Raw genomic sequence first — 22,021 nt, 5'->3', positions numbered from 1 at the left:
CCTCGACAAGCTCGGCATGGCTCCTCAGGATGAGGGGTGTGGACGCTAGAACTCTTTCCTCATCCTGAGGAGGTGTCCTGAGCGCGGGCAGGGCGTCTCCAACCCTCGCTCCCTCATCCTGAGGAGGTGTCCTGAGCAAAGCGAAGGGAACCGTCTCGAAGGATCAGAGGATCGACGAACGCTGTCCTCTTACGAAATCGCGCCGAGTGACTTCACCTCCACGCCACGTGCGATTTCGACATGGGACAAGACAGGCAGGGTGGCGAACAAGCGCTCGATAATCATGCGAATGTATGGCCGCGCTTCCGGTGACGAAACCAGCACGAAACGTTCGCCATTGTCGAAATGCTTACGAATGACGGTGGAGGCCTCGGTGCCGAACTGTTCCAGCAGGCGCGGATCGATGTCGAATTCGACGATTTCACCTTTGGCATCACGCTTGAGGCTCTGGTGGAAGACCAGATCCCAGCGATTGCCGAGACGCAGAACGTTCAGCACGCCATTGTCTGAAAGATCGCCGCAAATCTGCTGCGCCATGCGCATACGGACATGTTCCACGATCATTTCCGGGCGGCGAACGAGCGGTGCGATTTCCGCAATGGCTTCAAGGATCAGATGCAGGTTGCGGATAGAAATGCGTTCGGCGAGCAGCAGCTTCAGCACCGCCTGCAGGCCCGAATAGGAAATATGCGTCGGGCAGATATCTTCCAGAAGCTTGCGATATTCAGAGCCGAGACGGTCCAGCAGAATGCGCATATCTTTGTAGGAAAGAAGCTGGGCCAGATTGTTGCGGACGATTTCGCTCAAATGTGTCAGCAGGACTGAGAGATTGTCCACGGTCATATAGCCATCGCGGCGGAGATCGGACGCAAAGGTTTCCGGCACGGAATAGGCGCGCATACCGAAGGCCGGTTCGCGCACTTCCTCACCCGGAATGGATGGGATCGGGCGGTCGCCAAGCACGACAAGCGTTTCACCGACGCGCAGCTCGTGGCTGGCAACGGCCGTACCGTGAATCTTGATGCGATAGCTTTTCGGCGGAAGCGCGATATCGTCCGTGACCTTGATTTCAGGGATGACGAAACCGTATTCCTGCGCGAACTTGCGGCGCATCTTGTTGACGCGATGCGCCAGCTCCTGCTGCGATGCGATCAGGCGGGCGGAAAGCTGCTTGCCGAGGCAAAGCTCGATCTGGTTGGTTTCGAGCGACGCCTTGACGGAATTGCGCTCCTGCTCTTCCGCTTCGCGCTGCTTCTTGCCGGCCTCGTTGGCTTCCGCCTCACGCTGGCGCGCTTGCCGACGGGGTACGGCAATACCGATGAAAGCCATTGCGCCACCGAGCATAAAGAACGGGAAGGCTGGCAGGCCCGGCATGATGCCGAGGACGAAGAGCAGCATCGCCGCAACCAGAAGCGCCTTCGGATAGGCACCCAGCTGACCGAAGATCGCCTGATCGGCGGAGCCGCGTGTGCCGCCCTTCGACACCAGAAGACCGGCGGCAAGCGAGACGATCAGGGCCGGAATCTGCGTTACCAGACCATCGCCGACCGACAGCTTGGTGAAGACATCGGCTGCGTGCGCAATATCCATATCGTGGCGCGTAGCGCCGATGATGATGCCGCCGAAAATATTGACGGCGGTGATGATGAGACCGGCAATCGCATCGCCACGCACGAATTTCGAAGCACCGTCCATGGAGCCGAAGAAGGAGCTTTCCTCTTCCAGTTCGCGACGGCGGCGCTGCGCTTCCTTTTCATCGATCAGGCCGGACGACAGGTCGGCATCGATGGCCATCTGCTTGCCGGGAATGGCATCGAGGGTGAAGCGCGCGCCCACTTCCGCGATACGCGTCGCGCCCTTGGTGATGACGAGGAAGTTGACGATGATGAGAATGCAGAAAACGACCAGACCGATGACGAAGTCGCCGCCCATCACGAATTGCGAGAAACCGTGAATCACGTGTCCTGCGGCGAGATAGCCTTCATTGCCATGGGTGAGAATCACGCGCGTCGTCGCGATATTCAGCGACAATCGCATCATGGTGGCGATCAGCAGTACCGTCGGAAAGGCGGAAAAATCGAGCGGGCGCTGGATCCAGAGCGCAACCATCAGGATCAGAACCGAGAACGCGATCGAAAATGCCAGGCCGATATCCAGCACGACAGCCGGAACAGGCAGGAAAAGCACGGTCAGGATGATGATGATGCCAACCGCCAGCCCCATATCGCTGCCGGTCAGAAGTCCGCTTTTCATCAAGGGTTTAGCCGCTGCCTGCTGCACATCCATCTCCTGTTTCGGGACGGACCTTAGCTCGCGAAGCTTGCGCGAAGGCTACGTGCTAGAACCCCTTCTCGATACGAGAATAGGCCAGCAGCGTGAAGGAGTTGATCTGCGCACCGACGAACGGCGCGGTGAGGGCCAGCACGACGAAAATGACGATGATCTTCGGCACGAAGGTCAGCGTCATTTCCTGAATCTGCGTCAGCGCCTGGAAAAGTGCGATGCCGATGCCTGCAAGCATGGCGGCAAGCACCGCCGGACCGCTTGCCATAAGCACGGTCCAGATCGCAGAATTGACGATATCAAGCGCGTCGGCTTCGTTCACCGCATCGGTCCTAGCTGATCTTGACGCCTGCACCGATCATCAGCGTCTTGCCGTCTTCCAGTTCGGCCAACATGCCGTTTGACTGGATGGTAACGGATTTCACGACGCCCGATATGCTGCCATCGGCATTGGTCAGCGTGCGACCGATCCAGCCTTCGGCCTGTGTCAGAGACGTATTGGCGATCAGCGTTTCAAGCTTGCTGTTCATCTGCACGGCCTGCTCGACATTGGAGAAGGTCGCAAGCTGCGAAACATATTGCGTCGCGTCCATGGGCTGCGTCGGATCCTGATTTTGCATCTGGGTCACCAGAAGTTTCAGGAATGAATTGTAATCGACGCTCGCCTTGTTGGCCGCGGAATTGCTGTTGTTCGTCGTGTTGTTATTCGTCGTATTTGTGCCAATCGGCGGTGTCGTGGTCATGGGTTTGCCTCCGCAGATTTCCGGGTCGCAGCCACGGGCAAAACAGGGCTCTCAAGGCCCATCAGTTCGGCCTCGCGTGGATATTGCGCGCGAATTGTCTTGAGCGCCTCGAAAATGCGCCCGTTATGCACCAGCTCGTCGACCAGCTTCAGCGCATTCAGGATTTCCGCATCCTTGAACGTCGAGAACATGCCTTTCAGCATCTGCGCGAAAGTGGAGTGGGCCTGTTCGCGCATGGCCGGTTCGATCAGCATCATCTGCGCGGCGAAATAGAGCTGGCGCAGCGGCGTGGTTGTGTCTTCCGGCTGGAGAACATGGTTTTCCAGAAGAAAGGTCGCATCGTTCAGGAGTTCGAGCGAGACCTTGCGGTCGGCTCTCAGTACGGCACCGTTGATGAAGATTCGTTCGCCCGCGCGCAGCGAAAGGCGAATGGCCGGTTTTCCGTTTGGGGTCATCTCAAAGCCCATCCCGGATCGATTGTGTGATCTCGATCAGCGTGGCGTAATCATTGCTTTCGCCCTGACGGATGCGCTCGATTTCCTTCAGCACGAAAATACCGACGGAAATGATCGCGGCCTTCAGTTCCTTCGGCAGCACATTTTCCTCGGACCCCAGATCATCGATGATCGTGGTCCAGAGCTTTGTCGTGAAATAGGCCGCGTCAATCGCCTCACGCGAGCCGCTGCCATTTGCCTTCGCTGCCTCGAGCATTGCGATGGAACGGTCGAACAATGCCCGTTCCCGTTCCTTGGCGCTCGCCATATCGTCATTCATGACATCTTCGTAGCGCATCTGATACATGGTTTCTCCGTCTATCAGTTCGGACGGGCTCGCATCATGCTGCGTCCGTCCTCATTTCATCTCAACTATCTGAGATAGTTGAGCAGGCTCATATTCTGCAGCTGAACCGTCAGCGAATAGGACGTTTCAATCTGTGTCTTCAGAGCGTTGACGCGTGTCGCCGCTTCATAAGGATCGACTTCTTCGAGATTGAGCACAGACTGGTTCAGGATTTTTTGCTGTGCCGCGATGCGCGTGGTTGCAGCTTCGGTGCGCGACTGGGCGAGACCGAGCGTCGTCTGTTCCGAGGTGGTTTCGGTGATCGCCGTCGTCGTCGTCTGCATGGCCTGATGCGTCAGGGCTTCAAAAGCCGAGTTATTGAGGCCGATGGTTGCGAATTCGGCCACCATGACCGCCGACATGATGGTCTTGCGGAAACCGTCAGCATTGGCCGAGATCGATGTATCCGCCGTTTCTGTCGGCGAAATACGGCTCTTGATCACCGTGTCCGATGCATCCGACCAGTTTGCGGCCCAGTTGGCATCGTTGAACTCGTCAGCGAAATCACCTTCCAGAAAGGCCTTCATTTCGTCGCCGGTGATGTTCGCCACCTGCGGATCGTCGATGGCAAAACCGAAATGCGTCTGAAACGCCTGGCGCACCGCTGTCTGCGCGGCGCTGCCTTCGGTATAGTCGGCAACCGGCTTCACATCAGTGTTTACACCGGCAAAGATATATTCGCCGTTATAGCTGGTGTTGAGCAGACCGGTGACGGAGTTGAGAATAGACTTTGCCGACTTCGCAATCGTGGAGGCACTTTCGGCGGTATTGTTGGCGCCCGTCAGGTCGCCCAGAAAGTTCTGCGTGTTCTCGATGATCGTGCCGGCAGCGGTCTGCGTCGCATTCATGCGCTGCTGCACCAGCTTGTTCATGTCTGTAAGCACGCTCAGGCGATCATATTCCTTGCGCAACGATACGGTCTGGCCAGACTTGGAGCCAAGCGACAGACCAACATCGAACACGGTTCCCGTGGTCGCTTCCTGCTGCGCCTTCAACATTTCGGCCTTGTTCTTCGCCACAAGGGCTCGCAGGGCTGACGTTGCGCCATAGGTGGAAATCGATTGCGCTTTCATTGGCCTCACACCGCGTTGAGAAGATCGTCGAGCATTGCGCTGATCGTGGTCAGCACCCGGCTCGATGCCTGATAGGAATGTTCAAGATCGAGAAGCAGCGCCATTTCGGTATCCATATCGACACCATTGGCGTTGGAAAGGGCTGCGTCTGCCTGGCTGGCAATCGTCGCATTATAGGAGAATTCGCTGTTGGCCTTCTGGCGCTTGCCTTCAAGCCAGCTGATCGATGATGAGCTGTAGTCCGTCAGGCTGGAGTTTGTCGCCAGACCCGCCACCGAATTGAAAGTCATCGGCTCGGAGAATGCTTCGTTGAGCGCACGCAGGCGATCGCTGAAACCTGCCCCACCTTCGCTATTGTACTTGTAGTCAGCCCCGTTGGCCCCACCGTCGCGCAGAAGAAGTGAGCTGCCGCCTTCCGACGTAACGAAGGCCGACGACACCTTGATAGTGCCTGCAATGCCTGCCGAGACGCCCGCACCGGGAACATCCGGCGAACCGGCCCAGCTGAACAGGCCCGTCTTGTCCGCGCCAACGCCGGTCTGGTCGCTTTCGGCGAACATCGTCACCAGATTGCGCGCAATCTCATCAAGCTGCATCTGATATTGCGGGGCGATCTGGTCACGCAGCTGCAGCAAGCCGCTCAGGCGGCCCGTTCCATAAGGCTGGTCGAATGTCTCGTGGTTGAGCGGAACGCCATCCACCAGTACCGCCTTGCCGGCAATACCCGGCGCCAGCACAGTCGATTGCTCGAAGCTCACCTTGCGCGCCGTGGTCTCAAAGAGTGTCACGCCGTTCTCGGCAAAAATGACCATGTCATTATCGCCGCGCATCATGGTGGTGATGCCGATCTCGCCGGAAAGCTGCTTCAGGATCGAGTCGCGCTGATCCATATAGTCGGAGACATCGCGATTGGCGCGCGTACCCCCGACGATCTCCTGATTGATCTTTTCGAACTTGGCGAGAAGATCATTGATGTTGGCGACGGAATCCGCGATTTCACGGTCCGCATCATTGCGCAGCGACTGAACCTGCTTGGTTCCGGCATTGAGCGCATTGGCAAGCGATTGCGCCGTGGAGACAACACTGTCGCCAAGCGCGCTGTTGGACGGAGAAGCGGCAAAGGTCTGGAGTGCATCGCGCAAATCGCCGATCAGTGCCGATGGCGAACCTGAATAATTATCTGCCGAATAAAGCGACGAAAGGCGGTCAAGCCCGCCTGCGAGAATGGAAGAGGAAGAAGCCGTACTGTTGGACTGGATGAACTTGTTGAACAAGGCTTCATCCGCCGACCGGCTGATGCCCACGTAAAGAGAACCGTAGGGCCCCGATACGAGAGAAGCCGTGCGCCGGGAATAATCCGGATCGTTGGCGCCCGCAATATTGCGAGAGACAACGGAGGTCTGCTTGGACGTTGCCGCAAGCGAACTTTTGGCCGTCAGAAGAGCAGAACTAAGCGACATCTTACCCCATCCTACAAGTGCATCCCCGAAAAGCGCGAAGCGGTCTCGCGTCCGGAAATGCGGCTAAAACAAACACCTGGAAAGCCCCTGATGATTCCGCTGATATCGGAACTGCCCCATGTGCGGACCGTGTCTGTTGCCTGAACGGTCCGTATTCTCAATGCTGCAATTCCGGGGAAGACTTTTTCGCCATCCCCGGAATCGTCTCGATTTATCTCTTCAGATTGACCAGCACGTCCATCAGTTCGGAACCGGTCTGGAATACTTTCGAATTGGCCGTATAACTGCGCTGCGCCTCGATCATGTCGGTCAGTTCCTGCGCAATATCGGCGTTGGATTCCTCCAATGTGCCCGACATGACCTTGCCCATGCCGTCGCTCTGCGGGAAACCGAGGCGGACATCGCCCGAGTCCGCGCTCGGCAGGAACACGTTGCCGCTCACAACCGTCATGCGATCAGGGCTTGCCACATTGGCCAGCGGAATACGCGCCAGAACCTTCTGTGTGCCGTTTTCGTAGATGGCGACGACCGAACCGTCATTGGCCACATCCACGCCCTTGACCGCAGATGGTGCCTGACCGTTAATCTGCGCCTGCGAAATGGTGTAGTCACCTGCGCGCTGCGTGGATGCACCCAGATTGAGATTGAGATTCTGACCGCCATAGGGTCCAAGATCAACCGCAACACCACCGGCAGACGTCATGTCGCCTGTTGTCGGATCGAATGTCAGCGTCGTCGGACCACCGACCACTGCATCGTCGGCAGCATTCTTGACCGTGACGCTCCATTCATCCGCACCGGTCTTGGTGAAATAAACGTCGAGCGTGATCTTCTCGCCCTTGTCATTATAGGAAATCAGCGACGTCTTGTGATTGAACTCACCCGCCGCCGGGATCTGATCGGTAGACGGCAAATTGACCGTGAAATTGCCAGACGTGCTGGCCTCCGGCGGAAGTGCTGCACTGTTGACATTGATGATGTTCAAACCGGCCATTGTCAGCGCGCCAGCCGGGTCGTTCGGGCCCGCGCCCAACAGATAATAGCCGGCTGAGTTGACCAGATTACCGTTCTTGTCGGGAACGAAGGAGCCAGCACGGGTCAGGAAGGTCGAGCCGTCCGCCCCCTGCACCACAAAATAGCCGTTGCCGTCGATGGCAAGGTCTGTCGTGGACGATGTGGAGCGGATGCCGCCCTGGTCGGAAATGCCGTAACGAACATCAGTCAGAACGCTGCCGGAATTATACTGTCCGCCAGTGCTGGGCAGAACGAGCGACGAAAACTGGGTTTCCGCACGCTTGTAACCGACGGTGCTCGCATTCGCGATGTTGTCAGCGACCGCCGACAGGCGGTTCGCCTGCGCGTTCATTCCCGAAACACCGGTCCGCATCATACCGTAGAGGCTCATTGGCAGCTCCTGATTAGTTGTAGCAACCAGCTCAAAGTCCGAAACCATCGGGCTGGAATTCGTGAAACCGAGCGACTGAATCGGCACACCGATCCAATCATCCGCGGTAAAGCTAATGGACCACGCTTGCGTGAAACTGTAGCCTCGGGATTTTCTACGCTTTTACTGAGGGGACCGGCACGATTTCAGAAATCCGCAAATGCGCTCGAAATCGCGATACTGGGGATTATGGAGATGCAGCAATATCATTCGATATTGATGCAGTAGCCGAGGAAGCGCTTGGAATCGATCGGATCGAAACCCATCTGCTCACGCAGCTTCTTCCGCAACTTGCTGATATGGCTTTCAACGACGTTTTCTTCGACTTCACTGTCGAAGATGCCGTAGATCGCGCTGAAAATCTGCGCCTTGTTGAGGCGACGACCGCGATTGGCGATCAAATATTCCAGGATGCGGCGCTCGCGACGCGGCAGTGGAAAATCGATGCCATTGATCTGCGGATCACGACCATCGGAGAAAACACGGATCGGGCCGAGCTCAGTGCCGCTGTCGTTGGAAGCAGCTGATGCACCTGCACGGCGGCGGATCGCATTGATGCGCGCAAGGATTTCACGCACATGCACCGGTTTGCGAACAACATCGTCAACCCCGGATTGAAACAGCTCAAGTGTATGTTCAAGCGAGGGGCGATCGTTGACGGCGATGACGGGCGCCTTGCAGCGTTCACGAATCCGGGCTGGAAGGCGATGCTGATCTGCACATTCGCCGATCAGAAAAGCTTCGACAGCCATAATATCCTGTTGTGGAACGCTCTCGACCCATTCGTCGAAATCGGTAGGGGTAAAACCTGTTGTCGTGATGCCTTCGCGACCGAACCAGGAAGAGTATCCTTCAGTCACTATGTCCCTGTCGTCTACGACAACAATCATCGGCCCGCCTTCCGAATCAATATGTTAGCCCAAGCACGATAGGAATAACTGGCAGGAGGAATCAGCAACAATGGCAATTAGTTGCCCGCAATATATTGGGAGGCAATTTAGTATATTCTAATTTAATGGGAATCGCACTGATTGCAATGCGCCTACCTCTTTAGCCGTAAGAACCTTAACCAGATGTTAACGGCTCACGAACTTTTACGATTCTTTACAAGGGCTTAAAAATCCGCGTGCTAATTTAGCTTCCACCGGACCCGGCAATCACAGGTTGAACATAGACAAACCGGGTGTATCTGACGTTCTGTTACAACCTGTAAAATTCCAAGGGATCCCTGTTCAGCCGAAGCAGAAGCTTCGTGCCTGTGGCGTCCAGTTTCCGAAGCCGGTGGCGACCATATTCGTCATCACGCGACAGACATAACGCTTCTGGGCGGGGTCGTTGTTCGGGCCTGCGTGATAGCGCGCAACCGCCATCGTCCAGTTGCCTTCGCGCTGTCGAAGCTGCCGCAGAAAACGCGCCGCATAATCAACATTGAGGCTCGGCATCAGCATCGCGGCGACCGACGGAAATTCCTTGCCGTGATAATAATAGTTGATCTGCATGCAACCGAGGTCGACCAGCTTCGCACCTTCGGCCCGCACTTCCTCGAAGCGTCTCACCGCCGCCATTTGCGATGGCATAAATTCGGCACGGCCTTCAATATTCATCGCATAAGGTTGCAGCGAGTTCTTACGACCGGTTTCCGTGAGGCCGACCGCGTAGAGTATGCCAAGCGGCACATCGTAGCGGGCGGATGCCCGATGCATTTCACGCTCGCAGATATTTTCGGCGCGGGCCGGGCTGCTATCAGACAACCAGACCGCGGCCGCGGCCATCATTGCGAGAAATACCGTTCCCGTTGTCATGAGCGGTTTGCATGTCTGAACGCTCGCGTCCTGCCTGACCGGATTCGCCATTTTGCCTGCCCTCACCGCCCATAAAACCCGCCTGTGCCTCAGCACCGTTTCGCCCGTCGAAGCCCTGCTGCATGTTGAAAGCTTGCTGCTGGCCCGGTTGCTGGCCACTGGCCTGTTGCTGGCCCGCATTCTGCGATGCCTGTGCCTGCTGCACGGCACCTGCCACGTTGCGGTCGGCGACGGTCACCGAAATTTTCGCATCGTCTGCAATGCCCGCCGCTTTCAGTGCTTTCTCAATCATCGAGCGGTCAGCGGCGAGCGCTTCCGCCGCATGGGTCTTTTCAGCAACGAGATGCACCTCGATACCTTCCGACGCCACACGGATACGCGCCGTCACTGCTCCAAGCTCAACCGGATCGAGCCTGATCTGCAAGGTCTTGACCGTTCCGAAGCTGCGCTCGGAAACAACCTGAATGTCGGCTATCCGGGCTGCTGCCTGCGATGGCGTGGTGGCTGCCTTGATGTCTGCAGGCGCGTTACCCTTTGCGGGTGGCTGCTGCTGGATATCAGTTCTGTCAGGCATTTGACCCGACTGCTGCTGTGCCGACCCCTTATCAGTTTTCAGAAGGCTGGCGAGATCGTCTGGAGCGTTTTCGGCCTGATTGTCGCCGGTAGCCTTCGGTGCGTCCTGATTGATTGCCTGATCCGGTTTGGTGCTGGCCGTTGGGATTGCTGCAGCCTTCGAAGGCACTGTTTCAGGCGTGCGCTTCTTCAGATCGGCCTGCAGCTCGCCCCCCTGCCCCTCGACCTGTTTCGGATCGATGTCTTTAATTAAGGCAGAAAGCGGATCGGGGGCATTTGTGTCGTTTTTCGCAGTATTCGGCGTGGAAAAACTGTGATTTGCCCCTTTCAATTCAGGCGAAGAAGCGTCCAAAGAAAGGAGATTTTGTGGCAGGGCAAACAGAGCGACCGGCTTTGAACCTTCCTCATCCTTCGTATCTGTCTCATCCGAACCCGCATTGGCTTCGCCGTCGCTCTTCTTTTCGACCTTGCCCTGAGGCTTTTCGAGAAGCGAACTGAACAATTTTGCCGGGTCAGCATTATCCTGCGCCTCACCCTCGGCTTTTGCCTGGGAAGGACCTGAATTTCGGGCGAGCGAAGCAAGTCGGCTGGTGGAATTCAGCAAAATATCAATGCTCATTGAACGGTCTTTCCTAGCAAGGCATCGATCTCGGCGAGCTTGCGCCGCGCATCTTCCATCGTTTTCTGCAAGTCGTCTTCCGGCTGGTTCTTGACCGGCTTCATGCTAACCGCCGCCGGGGTCGGCTCAGGTTTTACGGCCTCATGCTCCTGCGAATCCGCCACTGCCATTGGCGGCACATCCCGTTCGGTGAGAGCCGGTTTTGCAGGCGGCAAAGCATCTGGAGTGCGTGTAACCACCGTGCCGACCGCTTCAGCGGCCTTCAACAATTTCCGGTCACGCTCCTGCAATTTGTCGGGTGAAATCTGCGACAGTTCACGCAGCGCGCTGCCCGCCGAATCCGAAGCCACATCGCTTGCAGCAGCATAAAGATTGGCGCGGGTAGGGTCGGCCTTCAGCCTGTCAGCAAGCTTTTTTGCCTCTGCCGACATGAAACGCGCCCGCTCCGTCTGGCCATCTACAAGCGCACCGCGCGCGATTTGTAGATAAAGCGAATATTGCATCACCGGATCGGCAGAGCCGATCAGTTTTGCCAGCTCCGCATTGCCGATACGGTCGTTGAGTTTCACCGCAGCATCGACAAATTGCGCCATGAAATCACGCATATAGGGCGAACGCGGAAAGCGCTGGAGATAGTTTCGCGACAGGAGCCTGATCTTGTCGGCATCGCCGAGCTTGGCCGCAATCGGCATCGAACGGCGGATTGCCGCCTCCTCAAACAAGGTGCCCGGCGCATCGAGTCGCACCTGATCAAGCCGCATCAAGGCCGTCGCTGGGTCGAAGGCGGTCATCTGGCTAGCGGTGACAAGCACGATGGATGCCTTCAGTTCCGCCGGAACATCAGGCGAAAGCGGGACCGAGAAAAGTTTCACCACCTCAATCGTCTGGCCGGAAGCATAGGCCAATGCGCCCTTGACCAGCTCCGGCGGCACCGCATCGGTCTTGAGGTCGGCAAGAACCTTGCGCACCGCTTCCGGATTGCCGCCGTTGAAGAGATAGATGATCGCCGCATAGACATTTTCCGGATTGCTCCAGACGTCATTCGACGCTCGGCCCATATCCGCGCTGACAAAGCCCAGAAGCTTGTTCAGCATCACCACTGCTTCCGGTTTTCCGGCGACGACCTGATCCTGCAGCATGCGCAGCGAACGCACGAGCTTGTAAGGCTCCAGCACCGGCAGCGCGCGGGTCTCAGCCAGTGCCTGCGTTTGCGCAAAGACTGGATAGGCCGCTCCCATCAGGGAGAAGCCTGCAACACATGCCAGCAAAGAGCGCATGGCGAGCTGCATCATGGAGCGGATTTCAGGAAAATATCGATGCGGCGGTTTTCAGCCGCATTCGGATCGCTGGCGTTCTTGGGCTGGCGGTCAGCATAGCCTTCAACGCGCAGCACACGCTTTTCATCGAGCCCGCCGCGAACCAGCATGTAATAAGCCATCTGCGCCCGCGCCGAAGACAGACGCCAGTTATCATAGGTCGCGCTCTTGAACGGGCGCGCATCCGTATGCCCACTGATGATGACTTCACCCGGCTGGCGGGAAATCACCTGCGCTATACGCTCCAGCATCTGCACCACGCGGGCATCCGGCTTGGCCGAGCCGATGGTGAACATGCCATAATCGATCTTGTCGGTGAGCTGGATCATCACACCGCCATCGACCGGGACGACCGTCACATCCGGCATCGGCTCGGCCTTCTTCGCCTCAACCCCGTCTTTCGCGGCTTCGCCCTCAGCCGCCTTCTTCAGGTCGGCAATGAGCTGCTCCTGCGTTTCTGCGGGTTTTGCAGCCTCTTCCGGCTTCGCCTGCGCTGCTTCTGGCTTGGGTGGCGTGGCAGGCGCAGCATCAGGCGGGGTCAGGTCATCGACAGCCTTGCTCGACCAGTAATCCGGGCTGAACGGATCGCGATAGGCTTCACCGCCTTCGGCACCCGTTGCCGGACCGGATTGCGAGGTGCCGCCATCGCCCTTGGCCGACTGGTTCTGCAGAACACCGGTTTCATGAGCCAGTTCCGAGAGGACTGCATAGGGTTCGCGGAAAAGCTGGCGCTCTTCCTGGTCGCTTGGCGGCGCAACCGTCGTATCGTTGATGACCTTCGTGCTGTTTTCGATCTTCTGGTCGCTCTCATAGCGAACCTTGCCGTCTTTTTCCTCGACGTCCTGCACGCCTTTGGAGCTTGAATGCCGGTCCATCAGCTTGACGGGGTTGAAATAGCTGGCAACCGCTGCCTTGGTTTCCTCATTGGCGGCATTGATGAGCCACATGACGAGGAAGAAGGCCATCATTGCAGTCATGAAGTCGGCATAGGCAATCTTCCACACGCCACCATGATGGCTGTCATGATCGTCGTGCCCGCCCCGGCGAACAATGATGATCTCACGTTTGGTTTCGGGATCGATGCTCATTGAACCGCAGCCTTCAATTCTTCAAGAAGCGGCGCGATGCGCGTTTCAAGCTTCCGGTCGCCAAAGGAAAAGGAAAGTTCTTCCGCCCCGGTTTCTGAAAACCGGCAACCTGACGGCAGCAGAGCCGCATGATCGCGAAGCGGCACAATCAGTCGCGCCGGACCGGAGATTTCCGGTGCTTCGCCATCGAGCGCCAGCGCCGCAATGCGCCGCGCAAATTCCGCGACCGCCTCACGCTCCATCTTTTCCGCCAGCAAAGGCATCAGGATTTCGGCGATCTGACCGGAAAAGTTTCGTTCAAGCGCGGTCAGCGCTTCGGTCAGACTACCCGCCAAGAGCAAGGCCTGCTCACGCGAAAATGCAGCGCGCAATGTCTCGATCTCGGCCTCATGCTCGCGCAAAAGCCGCGTCTTTTCAGCGTCGTAAAGCGCCTGGGCTTCCCGGTGGCCGTCCTCGCGCCCTGCTTCGAATGCCAGGCGCTTTTCTTCCTCGATGGCGATGATAGCGGCGACTTCGGCCTGCTCGGCAGCGGCGGCTTTCTCAGCCGAGACGGGGCGCTTCGCTCCATCGCCGCCTGCCTGTGGCGGGGGTGTGTCTTTCAGCGGCATCTGCGGCGCAGGCGCAGCAATGATCTCGATCGCCTCATCCTCAATATGATGGGTCGAAAAATCGGGAAGATAACGGCTGAGGGAAAGCGCGCTCATCGTCAGGCCGCCTCAAGCTCCGGCATGGCCGAAGCCTTTACGGCCGATTCCCTCAATGGTTGGGCTTCGCGGCTCGCGGCGGTTTCGTGAATCCACTGCTTGAGAATGGAGGCGACGCGCTCCTCATCCATGTCGATCATCTGCTCCAGACGTAGCTTGGCAGGCATGCGCATGCGCTGGCGAAGATCGCTGAGGCTGGTCTTCATCTGATCGGCATAGGCCTCCGGCCCACCGATGACAGCCTGCACGCCTTCACCAGCCGCCTGACCGCCGACGAAATTCGGCATTGCCACTTCACTCGTCTCGCGGACGGCCACTTCCGTGCCGGTTGGCTTGGCATTCTGGTCACGCAGCAGCGGACGCAGACCGAACCAGATCAGGAGACCAACGGCGGCAAGGATTGCAAGCGCATTGACATAAGAGCCGCTCTGGCGAAGCACAGTATCGGTCCACGGCGTGGAGACCGGCTCCATATCGGCACCGGCAGGGTCGAGGAAGTTCACCGCCGTCACATTAATGACGTCACCGCGATCCGCATTGAGACCGGCAGCCGTTGCAACGAGGTCGCGGATCTTGGTGATCTGCTGATCGACGAAATTGGCAGGCGGCGGTGTGGTACCCGCAGTTTCCAGAAGGCGCGCCTGATCGATGACCACGGCAATGGACAGCCGCTTGACGGTATAACCATCGCTGACGGTGGAGACAGTCTTGCTGTTCATTTCGTAATTGGTCAGTTCCTCGCGGCGGTCGGTCTTTTCCGTCGAGCTTTCGCCGTTGCGGTTCTGGATTTCTTCCTGCGGAATGTTCTGTTCCACACCGGTTGCATTGTCGTTACGATTGTTGCGGGAATCGCCGCTTTCACGGACAACACGTACGGAACGCTCGACGCGGGATTCAGGATCGTAGGTCGTCTCGTTGATCTGGCGGCGGTCCGTATCGAGCACGGCTTGAACGCTCGTCTGGAAATGGCCAATGCCGAGATAGGGCGCAAGCGCCTTGCGGATGCTGTCGTCTACATTGCCTGCAACCTGCTGTTCCAGCGAGGCGGTCATGAGGGCTGCGCCATTGGCAGCTTCGCCAGCCGATGCCAGCAGACGACCGTTGGTGTCAAGAACAGTGACGGCGGAAGCATCGAGCGATGGAACGGCGGCAGCGACCAGCTGGCGGATGGACTGTGCAGATTCGGCAGCAAAGCCGCCTTCGGCGCGGATGACGACCGAGGCGGACGGCTTCTGGTCGCCACGACGGAACGAGCCTTTTTCTGCCATGACTATGTGAACGCGCGCGGCTTTCACACCACGAATGGCCTGGATGGTGCGGGCGATTTCGCCTTCAAGCGCACGAACGCGGGTGATTTCCTGCATGAACGATGTGAGGCCGAGCGAACCCATATTGTCGAACAGCTCGTAACCGGCATTGTTCGAGGTCGGCAGGCCCTTTTCAGCCAGATACATGCGGGCATTTTCAGCCTTGCCGATGGGCACGAGGATGGACGAGCCGTCAGCCTTCACGTCGAAAGGAATGCCTGCTTCACCGAGCGCAAGGCCCATGCGGTTCACGTCGTCACGCGAAAGGCCGACATAGAGCGTCTCGTAGGATGGGCGGCTCAGATAGATGCTCGTATAGAGGATCGCGCCCATGAGTGCCGCGCCCACCAGTCCGAGCGCGATGAGTTTTCGCGCGCCGAGCTTGCCGAGCGTACCCTTGAGCTGTTCGATCAATTGCTGGAAATTCTGCTGCATCCACACCACCGCCATAATGATGCATGCAAACTAGCCCGCGAAGCTTGCGCGAAAGTGGCGGCTGATGAAGCAAGTGCTTCCGGAAACTGGTATTGAGCGCAAAGAATTGGGGCGCGGAATAAATCCCGCGCCCCGTTTTCCGCCCAAAGACATCCGATCCGATCAGGTCGGTTCGGATGCGAACCCCTGATTTACCTGAGAACTCGCGAGCGCCGGCAACCCGGCGCCCTTGCTGTCTACTCAGATTAGCCGCGGAACAGCGACAGGATGTTCTGGTTCGACGAGTTGGCAATCGACAGAGCCTGAACGCCGAGCTGCTGCTGAACCTGAAGAGCCGACAGACGTGCCGATTCCTTGTTCATGTCAGCGTCAACGAGCTGGCCAACGCCCTTTTCGATCGAGTCCGAAAGGCTCGAAACGAAATCCTTCTGCATGTCGATGCGTGCCTTTGCGGCACCCAATTCAGCAGCAGAAGTTGCCATCGAGCCGAGAGCGGCTTCAATGTCGGTCAGGAGGTTGTCGAATGCCGCGCCTTCGGTCCCAGCCACGTCCGTAGCGTCATAATCCGTAACGCCGGTCAGATCAGCGACATTGATGTCGAGGATCGACTTGGCAGATGCACCGCCGTTCTTGTCGAGAACGCCGGCAGCCGTGCCGGTGCCGGAATCGATAAGGCGCGTCGTGGAGTAATTCACGGAAATCGTGCCGGTCGTTACCTTGCCCGAAGCATCACGGTTGTAAGAGGTGATGACGTTGAGCGAATTGCTTTCAGCTACTGCCGGGGTGGCAGTAGGATCAGCGGTGTCCTTCGACGAATCCGAGGTCAGCAGGTTGGAGCCGGCATAGTTGGCGCCGGAAACATTGTCCTTGAGCTGAGCAACATAGGTTGCGATTTCGCTCTGAATCTTGGCGCGATCTTCCGCACCAGAAGTCTTCGCAAGAAGAACCTTCTGCTTGATCTGGTCAACAACTTCGATGGCCTTGTTCATGGCCGTATAAGCTGTGTCAACCTTGCCAGCACCGAGGCCGAGCGAATCCTGCACAACCGAGTTGGCTTTGTTGTCCGAACGCATGGTCGTTGCGATGGACCAGTAAGCAGCGTTGTCGGATGCACCGGCAACCTTGAGACCGGTCGAGATACGGTTCTGGGTTGATTCCAGTGCCTTGTTGGTCGAAGAAAGCGTCTGGAGAGCGGTCAGAGCCGACGAATTTGTAAGAATGCTAGCCATAGTTTTTTGCCCCTTGGGAAAAACAATCTGAGGGACAGGCCGGATTTTTATATTACCGGCATGGTGGAGCGGCATCATGCCTGTTGCCGCGTAACGCGCGGAAACCCACCATGAGGATCGTCGTAAGCTCGAAATATTAAGAGATTACTAAATAATCCGCTCAAATTCTAATTGAGGTTTTCTTTTTCATCAAGTGGGTTCCTGACAGATCGACGCGACCCACCGGTCCAAACTTATCCCCACTCCATATGTTCGCCTTATGTTCCACAAGTGTTAACTAATGGAAGGAAGATCATGCTTCGTTTTTCAATTCTGGCTGTTTCGCTCGTCGCCGCTTCAGCTGCATTGGCCGACAATCAGATCACAGTGAACTGGATCAACAATGCGGGCAAGTCCATCAATTATACACAAGGCGCCTGTAATCCCGACGGAAAGTGTACACGACCATCGACAATTGCGAATGGTGCAACCGGCGTCCTCACACACAAGGCAGAAGATGATACTTATCTACGTTCGATGATTGCGAGGTACCGCTATTCCGATAACACCGTTTATAAGTCGTGTCAGTTGACGGTTTATGCTGAAGGGCCAAGCTTCACCAATCCTGCACCTGGATGCAAGGCGTCGGGCTATAGTCGGCATTTCATCAAGTCCGACGGTACCGGCAGCAGCCCCACCTGTACTCTTGTGGCCGAAGAGGTCAATCATGACACCTGCGACTATAAGCTGACAGTCCGCATCAACAACTGAACTTTCGGAACGAGCTGCGGTGTGTCAGCTCGTTCCAGTCTCTACGAAAAGGATCGTATGAGGCTTCCGACCAGAATATTCCAGCCGTCGATCAGCACGAAGAACAGAATCTTGAACGGCAGCGAGATCACCGTCGGCGGCAGCATCATCATACCCATCGACATGGTGAGCGTCGCCACGACGAGGTCGATCACCAGAAATGGCAGCACGATCAGGAAGCCGATTTCAAAACCACGCCGCAGTTCCGAGATCATGAAGGCTGGAACCAGCACGCGGAAATCGACGATACCGTCATCGCCGGTGCGGAACGATGGATCAGCGAGATCTTCAAAGAGCCGCAGGTCCTTGTCACGCACCTGCCCCATCATGAATTCACGGAAAGGCTGCGATATTTCACCGAAAGCAGCTTCCTGCGTGATTTCATTGCGCATCAGGGGCTGCACGCCATTGTTCCAGGCCCGGTCGAAGGCGGGCGCCATGACATAGAAGGTCATGAACAGGGCAAGCGAGATCATCACCATGCTGGCAGGCGCGGTCTGGAGGCCAAGCCCCGAACGCAAAAGCGAAAAGGCGATGGCAAAACGCGTGAAGCTCGTCACCATGATGAGCAGGCCCGGCGCAATGGAAAGCACCGTCAGAAGTCCGAACAACTGCACGATCTGACCGCTCGCAGCACCACTGCCTGCAGGCAGCAGATTGTCGAGCGTCAGCGGCTGCTGCGCCTGTGCGGAAACGGTGAGAGCGAGCGTCAGGAGAACGCCAAGACCAAGAAGTTTTTTCATTCTACGACCAATGCCGAAATGAAAACGCGTTCGACAGCGCCTTCCGAACGCAGGCGCGCACGTTCTTCCAAATCGGAGCGCAAATAGGCAAGCCCGGCCGCGCCCTGCAATTGCATGAGGTTGACACTGCGCAGGAAGCTCAGGAAATCATCGCCGACGCTTGCCGCCACCGCCGCCGGAATTTCATGGCCCGGCTTTGCCACCAGCGAGGCTTCGAGACGCACCCAGGTGTTCTGCGGAATGCCGAGATTGGTGATGATCGGCTGCAGGGGCACGACGGTGCCGATGGAACGCGATTCGAAGTCGCCCTGCTTCGGCTTGTCTTCCTTGCCGGAAGGTTTGGCCGATGCCAGCTGATCGGCGGAAATCATGCCGCCCAGATACCAGCCGCCACCGCCCGCGATGACGGTCAGAACCGCGACAGCCGCCAGCAGCCCCGTCAGGGAGCCTTTCGCCTTACCGTCTTTTTCCGTTACCGTCGTATCACTCATGCTCAGCGCCCTAGAACGGAGAAACCTGATCGAGAATCTGCTGGCCGTAAGGCGGCTGCTGAATCTCGCTCAGACGTCCGCGGCCACCATAGGAAATGCGGGCCTCGGCAATCTTGTCGTAGGAAATCGTGTTATTGCCGGAAATATCGCGCGGACGCACGACACCGGCGACATTCAGCACGCGCAGCTCATTGTTGACGCGCACTTCCTGAGACCCGCGGATGATCATGTTTCCATTGGGCAGCGTATCGGTGACGATGGCAGCAACCTGCAGGCGGATATCTTCACTGCGCTCGATGGTGCCCTTACCCTTCGACTTGCTGTCGGAATGGGTGTTGAGCGAAGCATCCATGTCGCCGCCGGCACCGGCACCCGTGCTGCTGCTCGTGGCAAACGAACCACCGGCACCGTAAATGCCCTTCGACACACGCTCGCGATCCGTCTTGTTATCGAGATTGGCGCGGTCGTTGATTGAAATGATGACGGTCAGGACATCACCCGGCGTCGCCGCACGCGGATCCTTGAAGAAATTGGTCGAACGCTGGTCCCAGAGCGAATAGGTCGCCTTGCTCGGACGCGCCGGATAGCCGTTGGACTGCGGATTGTTCTGCATACCAAGATGGGCCGCAACCGGGGACAGATCGGGTGCCCGACCGATTTCCTCCGGCTTGGTGGCACAACCGGCCAGAAGAACCAGTACTGCTGCTGTAAGGGTTGCTTTGTTCATGCTGTTTTTCATTGAACCGTATTCCCGGACTGCGCCGCGGCGCGCTGATCCCTGCCCGACTGATCCTTCACAGCCTGCGGTGCAGTCGTCGTGCGCTGCGAACCGACGATGACGCGTGCCAGCTTGGCGGCCTTTTCCGGCGGCATTTCATTGAGGATGATGCTGGATACGCGCGGGTTGAGCTTGAGGATCAGGGCTGCCGCCGCTTCGTCGCCAATCAGCGCCATCTGCGCCGCCGCTGCATCGGGCTTCATTTTCGAGATGATGTCGACCAGCGAATCCTGCGCCTTGCTGACAAACTCGTCGCGGCGCTTCAGCCACATTTCATATTCCCGGCGCTTTTCCTCAAGCGCACGCATCCGTTCCTCGACATCGGCCTTCAGCTCGGTCAATTGCTTGGCCTGCAGCGCGTAGCGGGCGTCCGCCGCCTGATCGTCGATATTGCCGCAGAACTTGCGGATTTCATCGAGGTTGCCAAGCGGCGGCGAAGAAGCAAGCTGCTGTGCCGCCGATGCCTCTACTGGTGCTTGAGCTGGCGTCACCGCCTGCTGCGCCAATGCCGGAGCGGAGGCAGCCAGAAGCAGCGCTACTGCCGAACCATACCGGATCATTTTATGAGCCATGGTCATTGCACCACCAGTTCCGCATGAAGCGCGCCGGATGTCTTGATAGCTTGCAATATTGCGATGATGCCGGTCGGCTTCACGCCGATCTGGTTCAGGCCCTTCACCAGATTTTCAAGATTTGCGCCGGTCAGAATGCCAATCTTGGCGTTCTGCTGGTTGACGGCGATATCGGTGTTCGGTTCGACAGCCGTTACACCATCGCTGAACGGCTCTGGCTGAACGACCATCGGGGTTTCTGTTACACGAACCGTCAAGCTGCCATGGCTGATCGCCACTTTGGAGATACGCACCTTCTCGCCGATGACGACAGTTCCTGTCCGTTCGTCAACCACCACACGCGCCACTTCGTCAGTCGTGATCGGCAGGCCTTCAAGCTCTGCGAGGAAACGTGCGGCAGGCACGTTCTTCGGACGCGACAGGCGGATCGTCTTGGCGTCGCGCGCAATAGCGACACCGCGACCATAACGGCGCTTGGCGAAGACATTGATCGTGTCGGCAGCGCGCACGGCAGTGGTGAAATCAGGATCGCGCAGCTCGACGATCATTTCGGTTTCCTTGCCGAAATTACCCGCCACTTCGCGTTCGACCAGCGCGCCATTGGGGATGCGACCGGAAGTCGGCACACCCTGCGTCACGCTTGCGGCTTCACCTTCCGCCGCAAAGCCGGACACGATCATGTTGCCCTGCGCAACGGCATAAATCTGATTGTCGGCACCCATGAGCTGGGTCATGACCAGTGTGCCGCCCTGCAGCGACGTCGCATCGCCGAGTGACGATACCGTCACATCGATGCGCGAACCGGCACCGGCAAAGGCGGGCAGGTTCGCTGTCACGATGACCGCAGCCGTGTTTTTAGAGCGGGTGGAGTTGCGCGGCGCGCTGATGCCGAGATTGTCCAGCATGGCGCGCATGGACTGTTCGGTGAACGGCGAATTGCGCAGGCTGTCACCGGTGCCCTTGAGGCCGATGACAAGACCATAGCCCACAAGCTGGTTTTCGCGCACGCCCTGAATGGTGGCGATATCCTTCAGGCGCGCAACCGCGCTTCCCCGGCCAAGTTCGGCATAGGCCATTTTCGACGGATCGCCACCCGAGCCAAGCCAATCGGCATCAGCATCCACTGCGGAACCGAATTCCCGCGCATTCTTCGACGACTCGTCCGCAAATCCTGCAACAGGCTGGAAAACGAGCGCCAGGACGGCGAACAAAGTGGCGATCTGGGCGGCGCAAGTTTTTCTCACTGCATCCCCACCTGAATGCGCCCATTGGCCAGCACCGTGCCGGACACGATGATGCCGCTATCGACGTTACGAACCTTGATGAAGTCGCCAACCGCGCCGGATTCAAGCGGCGTGCCCATGGCGGTTATGGTCAGCGTACCGGCGGTAAAGACCAGCGGCGCCGGTACACCGCGTGTAACCAGAGACGGCTCCCCCAATGCGGAAACGAGGATCGGCTTGCCGGGGAGCAGCGTCTTGCGCGCCACCTTGCCTGCCGCCTGATCCGGGGACAGCACATATTGGGTCGCCGCCGGCGCATTGATGAAGAACTGCTTCTCCAGCAATGCCGTATCGCTTACGATCTGGCCGGGATAGACGGTGGCCTAAGGCACCACAAAGGCGATGCGGTCTGCCGCACTTGCACCAGCCATTGCGGCAAGCAGGAAGCCACCGGCAAGAACCAGCCTTTTCTTTTGAAAGATCGCCTTCACACAGCCCATCGCCATCAC

General features: G+C 57.8%; 22 protein-coding genes and 1 pseudogene. 1 reads left to right on the top strand and 22 read right to left on the bottom strand.

Annotated features, from left to right (window positions below; genetic code table 11):
• Positions 1-189 precede the first annotated feature (189 nt).
• The 16 genes from flhA to KWJ32_RS12300 all read right to left on the bottom strand — a co-directional run bounded on the left by flhA (position 190) and on the right by KWJ32_RS12300 (position 16,916).
• Positions 190-2,286 (bottom strand): flagellar biosynthesis protein FlhA, encoded by a 2,097-nt coding sequence (gene flhA / locus KWJ32_RS12375; protein ID WP_181834088.1) that lies wholly within the window; start codon positions 2,284-2,286, stop codon positions 190-192.
• A 52-nt stretch (positions 2,287-2,338) separates the two neighbouring features.
• A complete protein-coding gene (fliQ, locus tag KWJ32_RS12370; RefSeq protein ID WP_006469393.1) occupies positions 2,339-2,605 on the bottom strand; it encodes a flagellar biosynthesis protein FliQ in 267 nt (88 codons plus the stop codon).
• Between the two features lie 10 nt (positions 2,606-2,615).
• The gene (gene flgD / locus KWJ32_RS12365) at positions 2,616-3,026 is read right to left on the bottom strand and encodes a flagellar hook assembly protein FlgD (RefSeq protein WP_010660750.1); all 411 of its coding nucleotides are present in this window, start codon (positions 3,024-3,026) and stop codon (positions 2,616-2,618) included.
• Positions 3,023-3,481 (bottom strand): flagellar biosynthesis repressor FlbT, encoded by a 459-nt coding sequence (gene flbT, locus KWJ32_RS12360; protein ID WP_012093496.1) that lies wholly within the window; start codon positions 3,479-3,481, stop codon positions 3,023-3,025. Before flbT ends, flgD begins: the two co-directional genes overlap by 4 nt.
• Before the next feature lies 1 nt (position 3,482).
• Entirely contained in the window at positions 3,483-3,827 is a 345-nt protein-coding gene (gene flaF, locus KWJ32_RS12355) for a flagellar biosynthesis regulator FlaF (RefSeq protein WP_012093497.1), read from the bottom strand.
• A 65-nt stretch (positions 3,828-3,892) separates the two neighbouring features.
• Positions 3,893-4,939 (bottom strand): flagellar hook-associated family protein, encoded by a 1,047-nt coding sequence (locus tag KWJ32_RS12350; RefSeq protein WP_012093498.1) that lies wholly within the window; start codon positions 4,937-4,939, stop codon positions 3,893-3,895.
• 5 nt (positions 4,940-4,944) lie between these two features.
• Positions 4,945-6,399 carry a flagellar hook-associated protein FlgK gene (flgK, locus tag KWJ32_RS12345; RefSeq protein ID WP_012093499.1) on the bottom strand — a complete coding sequence of 485 codons (1,455 nt, stop codon included), beginning with the start codon at positions 6,397-6,399 and terminating at the stop codon, positions 4,945-4,947.
• Positions 6,400-6,610: 211 nt separating this feature from the next.
• A complete protein-coding gene (locus KWJ32_RS12340) occupies positions 6,611-7,804 on the bottom strand; it encodes a flagellar hook protein FlgE (protein WP_040128577.1) in 1,194 nt (397 codons plus the stop codon).
• A gap of 245 nt (positions 7,805-8,049) precedes the next feature.
• A complete protein-coding gene (locus tag KWJ32_RS12335; protein ID WP_010660744.1) occupies positions 8,050-8,733 on the bottom strand; it encodes a response regulator transcription factor in 684 nt (227 codons plus the stop codon).
• A 342-nt stretch (positions 8,734-9,075) separates the two neighbouring features.
• Positions 9,076-9,618 carry a transglycosylase SLT domain-containing protein gene (locus KWJ32_RS12330; RefSeq protein ID WP_012093501.1) on the bottom strand — a complete coding sequence of 181 codons (543 nt, stop codon included), beginning with the start codon at positions 9,616-9,618 and terminating at the stop codon, positions 9,076-9,078.
• Complete coding sequence (locus KWJ32_RS12325) at positions 9,587-10,837, bottom strand: flagellar hook-length control protein FliK (protein WP_256885990.1); 1,251 nt, start codon at positions 10,835-10,837, stop codon at positions 9,587-9,589. Before KWJ32_RS12325 ends, KWJ32_RS12330 begins: the two co-directional genes overlap by 32 nt.
• On the bottom strand, positions 10,834-12,129 hold the full coding sequence (locus KWJ32_RS12320) for a chemotaxis protein (protein WP_256885989.1): 1,296 nt from the start codon (positions 12,127-12,129) through the stop codon (positions 10,834-10,836). The genes KWJ32_RS12325 and KWJ32_RS12320 overlap by 4 nt, the downstream gene beginning before the upstream one ends.
• Positions 12,126-13,241 carry a flagellar motor protein MotB gene (locus KWJ32_RS12315; protein ID WP_151610391.1) on the bottom strand — a complete coding sequence of 372 codons (1,116 nt, stop codon included), beginning with the start codon at positions 13,239-13,241 and terminating at the stop codon, positions 12,126-12,128. The genes KWJ32_RS12320 and KWJ32_RS12315 overlap by 4 nt, the downstream gene beginning before the upstream one ends.
• On the bottom strand, positions 13,238-13,945 hold the full coding sequence (locus tag KWJ32_RS12310; RefSeq protein WP_012093505.1) for a hypothetical protein: 708 nt from the start codon (positions 13,943-13,945) through the stop codon (positions 13,238-13,240). The genes KWJ32_RS12315 and KWJ32_RS12310 overlap by 4 nt, the downstream gene beginning before the upstream one ends.
• Positions 13,946-13,947: 2 nt before the next feature.
• Positions 13,948-15,702 carry a flagellar basal-body MS-ring/collar protein FliF gene (gene fliF / locus KWJ32_RS12305; RefSeq protein ID WP_040128575.1) on the bottom strand — a complete coding sequence of 585 codons (1,755 nt, stop codon included), beginning with the start codon at positions 15,700-15,702 and terminating at the stop codon, positions 13,948-13,950.
• Between the two features lie 230 nt (positions 15,703-15,932).
• A complete protein-coding gene (locus KWJ32_RS12300) occupies positions 15,933-16,916 on the bottom strand; it encodes a flagellin (protein WP_012093507.1) in 984 nt (327 codons plus the stop codon).
• Positions 16,917-17,210: 294 nt separating this feature from the next.
• Here KWJ32_RS12300 and KWJ32_RS12295 point away from each other — a divergent pair, with 294 nt between their 5' ends.
• Positions 17,211-17,666: a hypothetical protein gene (locus tag KWJ32_RS12295; protein ID WP_040128573.1), complete on the top strand. Its 456-nt coding sequence runs from the start codon at positions 17,211-17,213 to the stop codon at positions 17,664-17,666.
• Between the two features lie 41 nt (positions 17,667-17,707).
• Here the strand turns inward: KWJ32_RS12295 and fliP are convergent, their stop codons facing one another.
• From fliP to flgA, 6 genes and pseudogenes are all read right to left on the bottom strand, one after another.
• On the bottom strand, positions 17,708-18,448 hold the full coding sequence (fliP, locus tag KWJ32_RS12290) for a flagellar type III secretion system pore protein FliP (protein ID WP_010660736.1): 741 nt from the start codon (positions 18,446-18,448) through the stop codon (positions 17,708-17,710).
• Complete coding sequence (locus KWJ32_RS12285; protein ID WP_012093509.1) at positions 18,445-18,939, bottom strand: flagellar basal body-associated FliL family protein; 495 nt, start codon at positions 18,937-18,939, stop codon at positions 18,445-18,447. Before KWJ32_RS12285 ends, fliP begins: the two co-directional genes overlap by 4 nt.
• A 10-nt stretch (positions 18,940-18,949) precedes the next feature.
• On the bottom strand, positions 18,950-19,678 hold the full coding sequence (gene flgH, locus KWJ32_RS12280; protein ID WP_012093510.1) for a flagellar basal body L-ring protein FlgH: 729 nt from the start codon (positions 19,676-19,678) through the stop codon (positions 18,950-18,952).
• Complete coding sequence (locus KWJ32_RS12275; protein WP_012093511.1) at positions 19,675-20,295, bottom strand: MotE family protein; 621 nt, start codon at positions 20,293-20,295, stop codon at positions 19,675-19,677. Before KWJ32_RS12275 ends, flgH begins: the two co-directional genes overlap by 4 nt.
• Positions 20,292-21,533, bottom strand: a complete 1,242-nt coding sequence (locus tag KWJ32_RS12270; RefSeq protein ID WP_012093512.1) for a flagellar basal body P-ring protein FlgI — start codon at positions 21,531-21,533, stop codon at positions 20,292-20,294. The genes KWJ32_RS12275 and KWJ32_RS12270 overlap by 4 nt, the downstream gene beginning before the upstream one ends.
• Positions 21,530-22,012 (bottom strand): annotated as a pseudogene (gene flgA / locus KWJ32_RS12265) (flagellar basal body P-ring formation chaperone FlgA). Before flgA ends, KWJ32_RS12270 begins: the two are co-directional and overlap by 4 nt.
• Between the last annotated feature and the right edge of the window lie 9 nt (positions 22,013-22,021).

Origin of the sequence: Ochrobactrum sp. BTU2 (genome assembly GCF_024539785.1) — a bacterium.
GTDB classification, from domain to species: domain Bacteria; phylum Pseudomonadota; class Alphaproteobacteria; order Rhizobiales; family Rhizobiaceae; genus Brucella; species Brucella anthropi.
Note: the sequence above shows the minus strand (reverse complement) of the source record. Positions and strands in the feature narration are given on the sequence as shown.

What these genes read in the sequence shown, in the direction of transcription:
- flhA (WP_181834088.1), bottom strand. Translation starts at nt 2,286, where the DNA reads ATGGATGTGCAGCAGGCAGCGGCTAAACCCTTGATGAAAAGCGGACTT.
- flgD (WP_010660750.1), bottom strand. Translation starts at nt 3,026, where the DNA reads ATGACCACGACACCGCCGATTGGCACAAATACGACGAATAACAACACG.
- flbT (WP_012093496.1), bottom strand. Translation starts at nt 3,481, where the DNA reads ATGACCCCAAACGGAAAACCGGCCATTCGCCTTTCGCTGCGCGCGGGC.
- flaF (WP_012093497.1), bottom strand. Translation starts at nt 3,827, where the DNA reads ATGTATCAGATGCGCTACGAAGATGTCATGAATGACGATATGGCGAGC.
- KWJ32_RS12350 (WP_012093498.1), bottom strand. Translation starts at nt 4,939, where the DNA reads ATGAAAGCGCAATCGATTTCCACCTATGGCGCAACGTCAGCCCTGCGA.
- flgK (WP_012093499.1), bottom strand. Translation starts at nt 6,399, where the DNA reads ATGTCGCTTAGTTCTGCTCTTCTGACGGCCAAAAGTTCGCTTGCGGCA.
- KWJ32_RS12340 (WP_040128577.1), bottom strand. Translation starts at nt 7,804, where the DNA reads ATGAGCCTCTACGGTATGATGCGGACCGGTGTTTCGGGAATGAACGCG.
- KWJ32_RS12335 (WP_010660744.1), bottom strand. Translation starts at nt 8,733, where the DNA reads ATGATTGTTGTCGTAGACGACAGGGACATAGTGACTGAAGGATACTCT.
- KWJ32_RS12330 (WP_012093501.1), bottom strand. Translation starts at nt 9,618, where the DNA reads ATGATGGCCGCGGCCGCGGTCTGGTTGTCTGATAGCAGCCCGGCCCGC.
- KWJ32_RS12325 (WP_256885990.1), bottom strand. Translation starts at nt 10,837, where the DNA reads ATGAGCATTGATATTTTGCTGAATTCCACCAGCCGACTTGCTTCGCTC.
- KWJ32_RS12320 (WP_256885989.1), bottom strand. Translation starts at nt 12,129, where the DNA reads ATGATGCAGCTCGCCATGCGCTCTTTGCTGGCATGTGTTGCAGGCTTC.
- KWJ32_RS12315 (WP_151610391.1), bottom strand. Translation starts at nt 13,241, where the DNA reads ATGAGCATCGATCCCGAAACCAAACGTGAGATCATCATTGTTCGCCGG.
- KWJ32_RS12310 (WP_012093505.1), bottom strand. Translation starts at nt 13,945, where the DNA reads ATGAGCGCGCTTTCCCTCAGCCGTTATCTTCCCGATTTTTCGACCCAT.
- fliF (WP_040128575.1), bottom strand. Translation starts at nt 15,702, where the DNA reads ATGGCGGTGGTGTGGATGCAGCAGAATTTCCAGCAATTGATCGAACAG.
- KWJ32_RS12300 (WP_012093507.1), bottom strand. Translation starts at nt 16,916, where the DNA reads ATGGCTAGCATTCTTACAAATTCGTCGGCTCTGACCGCTCTCCAGACG.
- KWJ32_RS12295 (WP_040128573.1), top strand. Translation starts at nt 17,211, where the DNA reads ATGCTTCGTTTTTCAATTCTGGCTGTTTCGCTCGTCGCCGCTTCAGCT.
- fliP (WP_010660736.1), bottom strand. Translation starts at nt 18,448, where the DNA reads ATGAAAAAACTTCTTGGTCTTGGCGTTCTCCTGACGCTCGCTCTCACC.
- KWJ32_RS12285 (WP_012093509.1), bottom strand. Translation starts at nt 18,939, where the DNA reads ATGAGTGATACGACGGTAACGGAAAAAGACGGTAAGGCGAAAGGCTCC.
- flgH (WP_012093510.1), bottom strand. Translation starts at nt 19,678, where the DNA reads ATGAAAAACAGCATGAACAAAGCAACCCTTACAGCAGCAGTACTGGTT.
- KWJ32_RS12275 (WP_012093511.1), bottom strand. Translation starts at nt 20,295, where the DNA reads ATGACCATGGCTCATAAAATGATCCGGTATGGTTCGGCAGTAGCGCTG.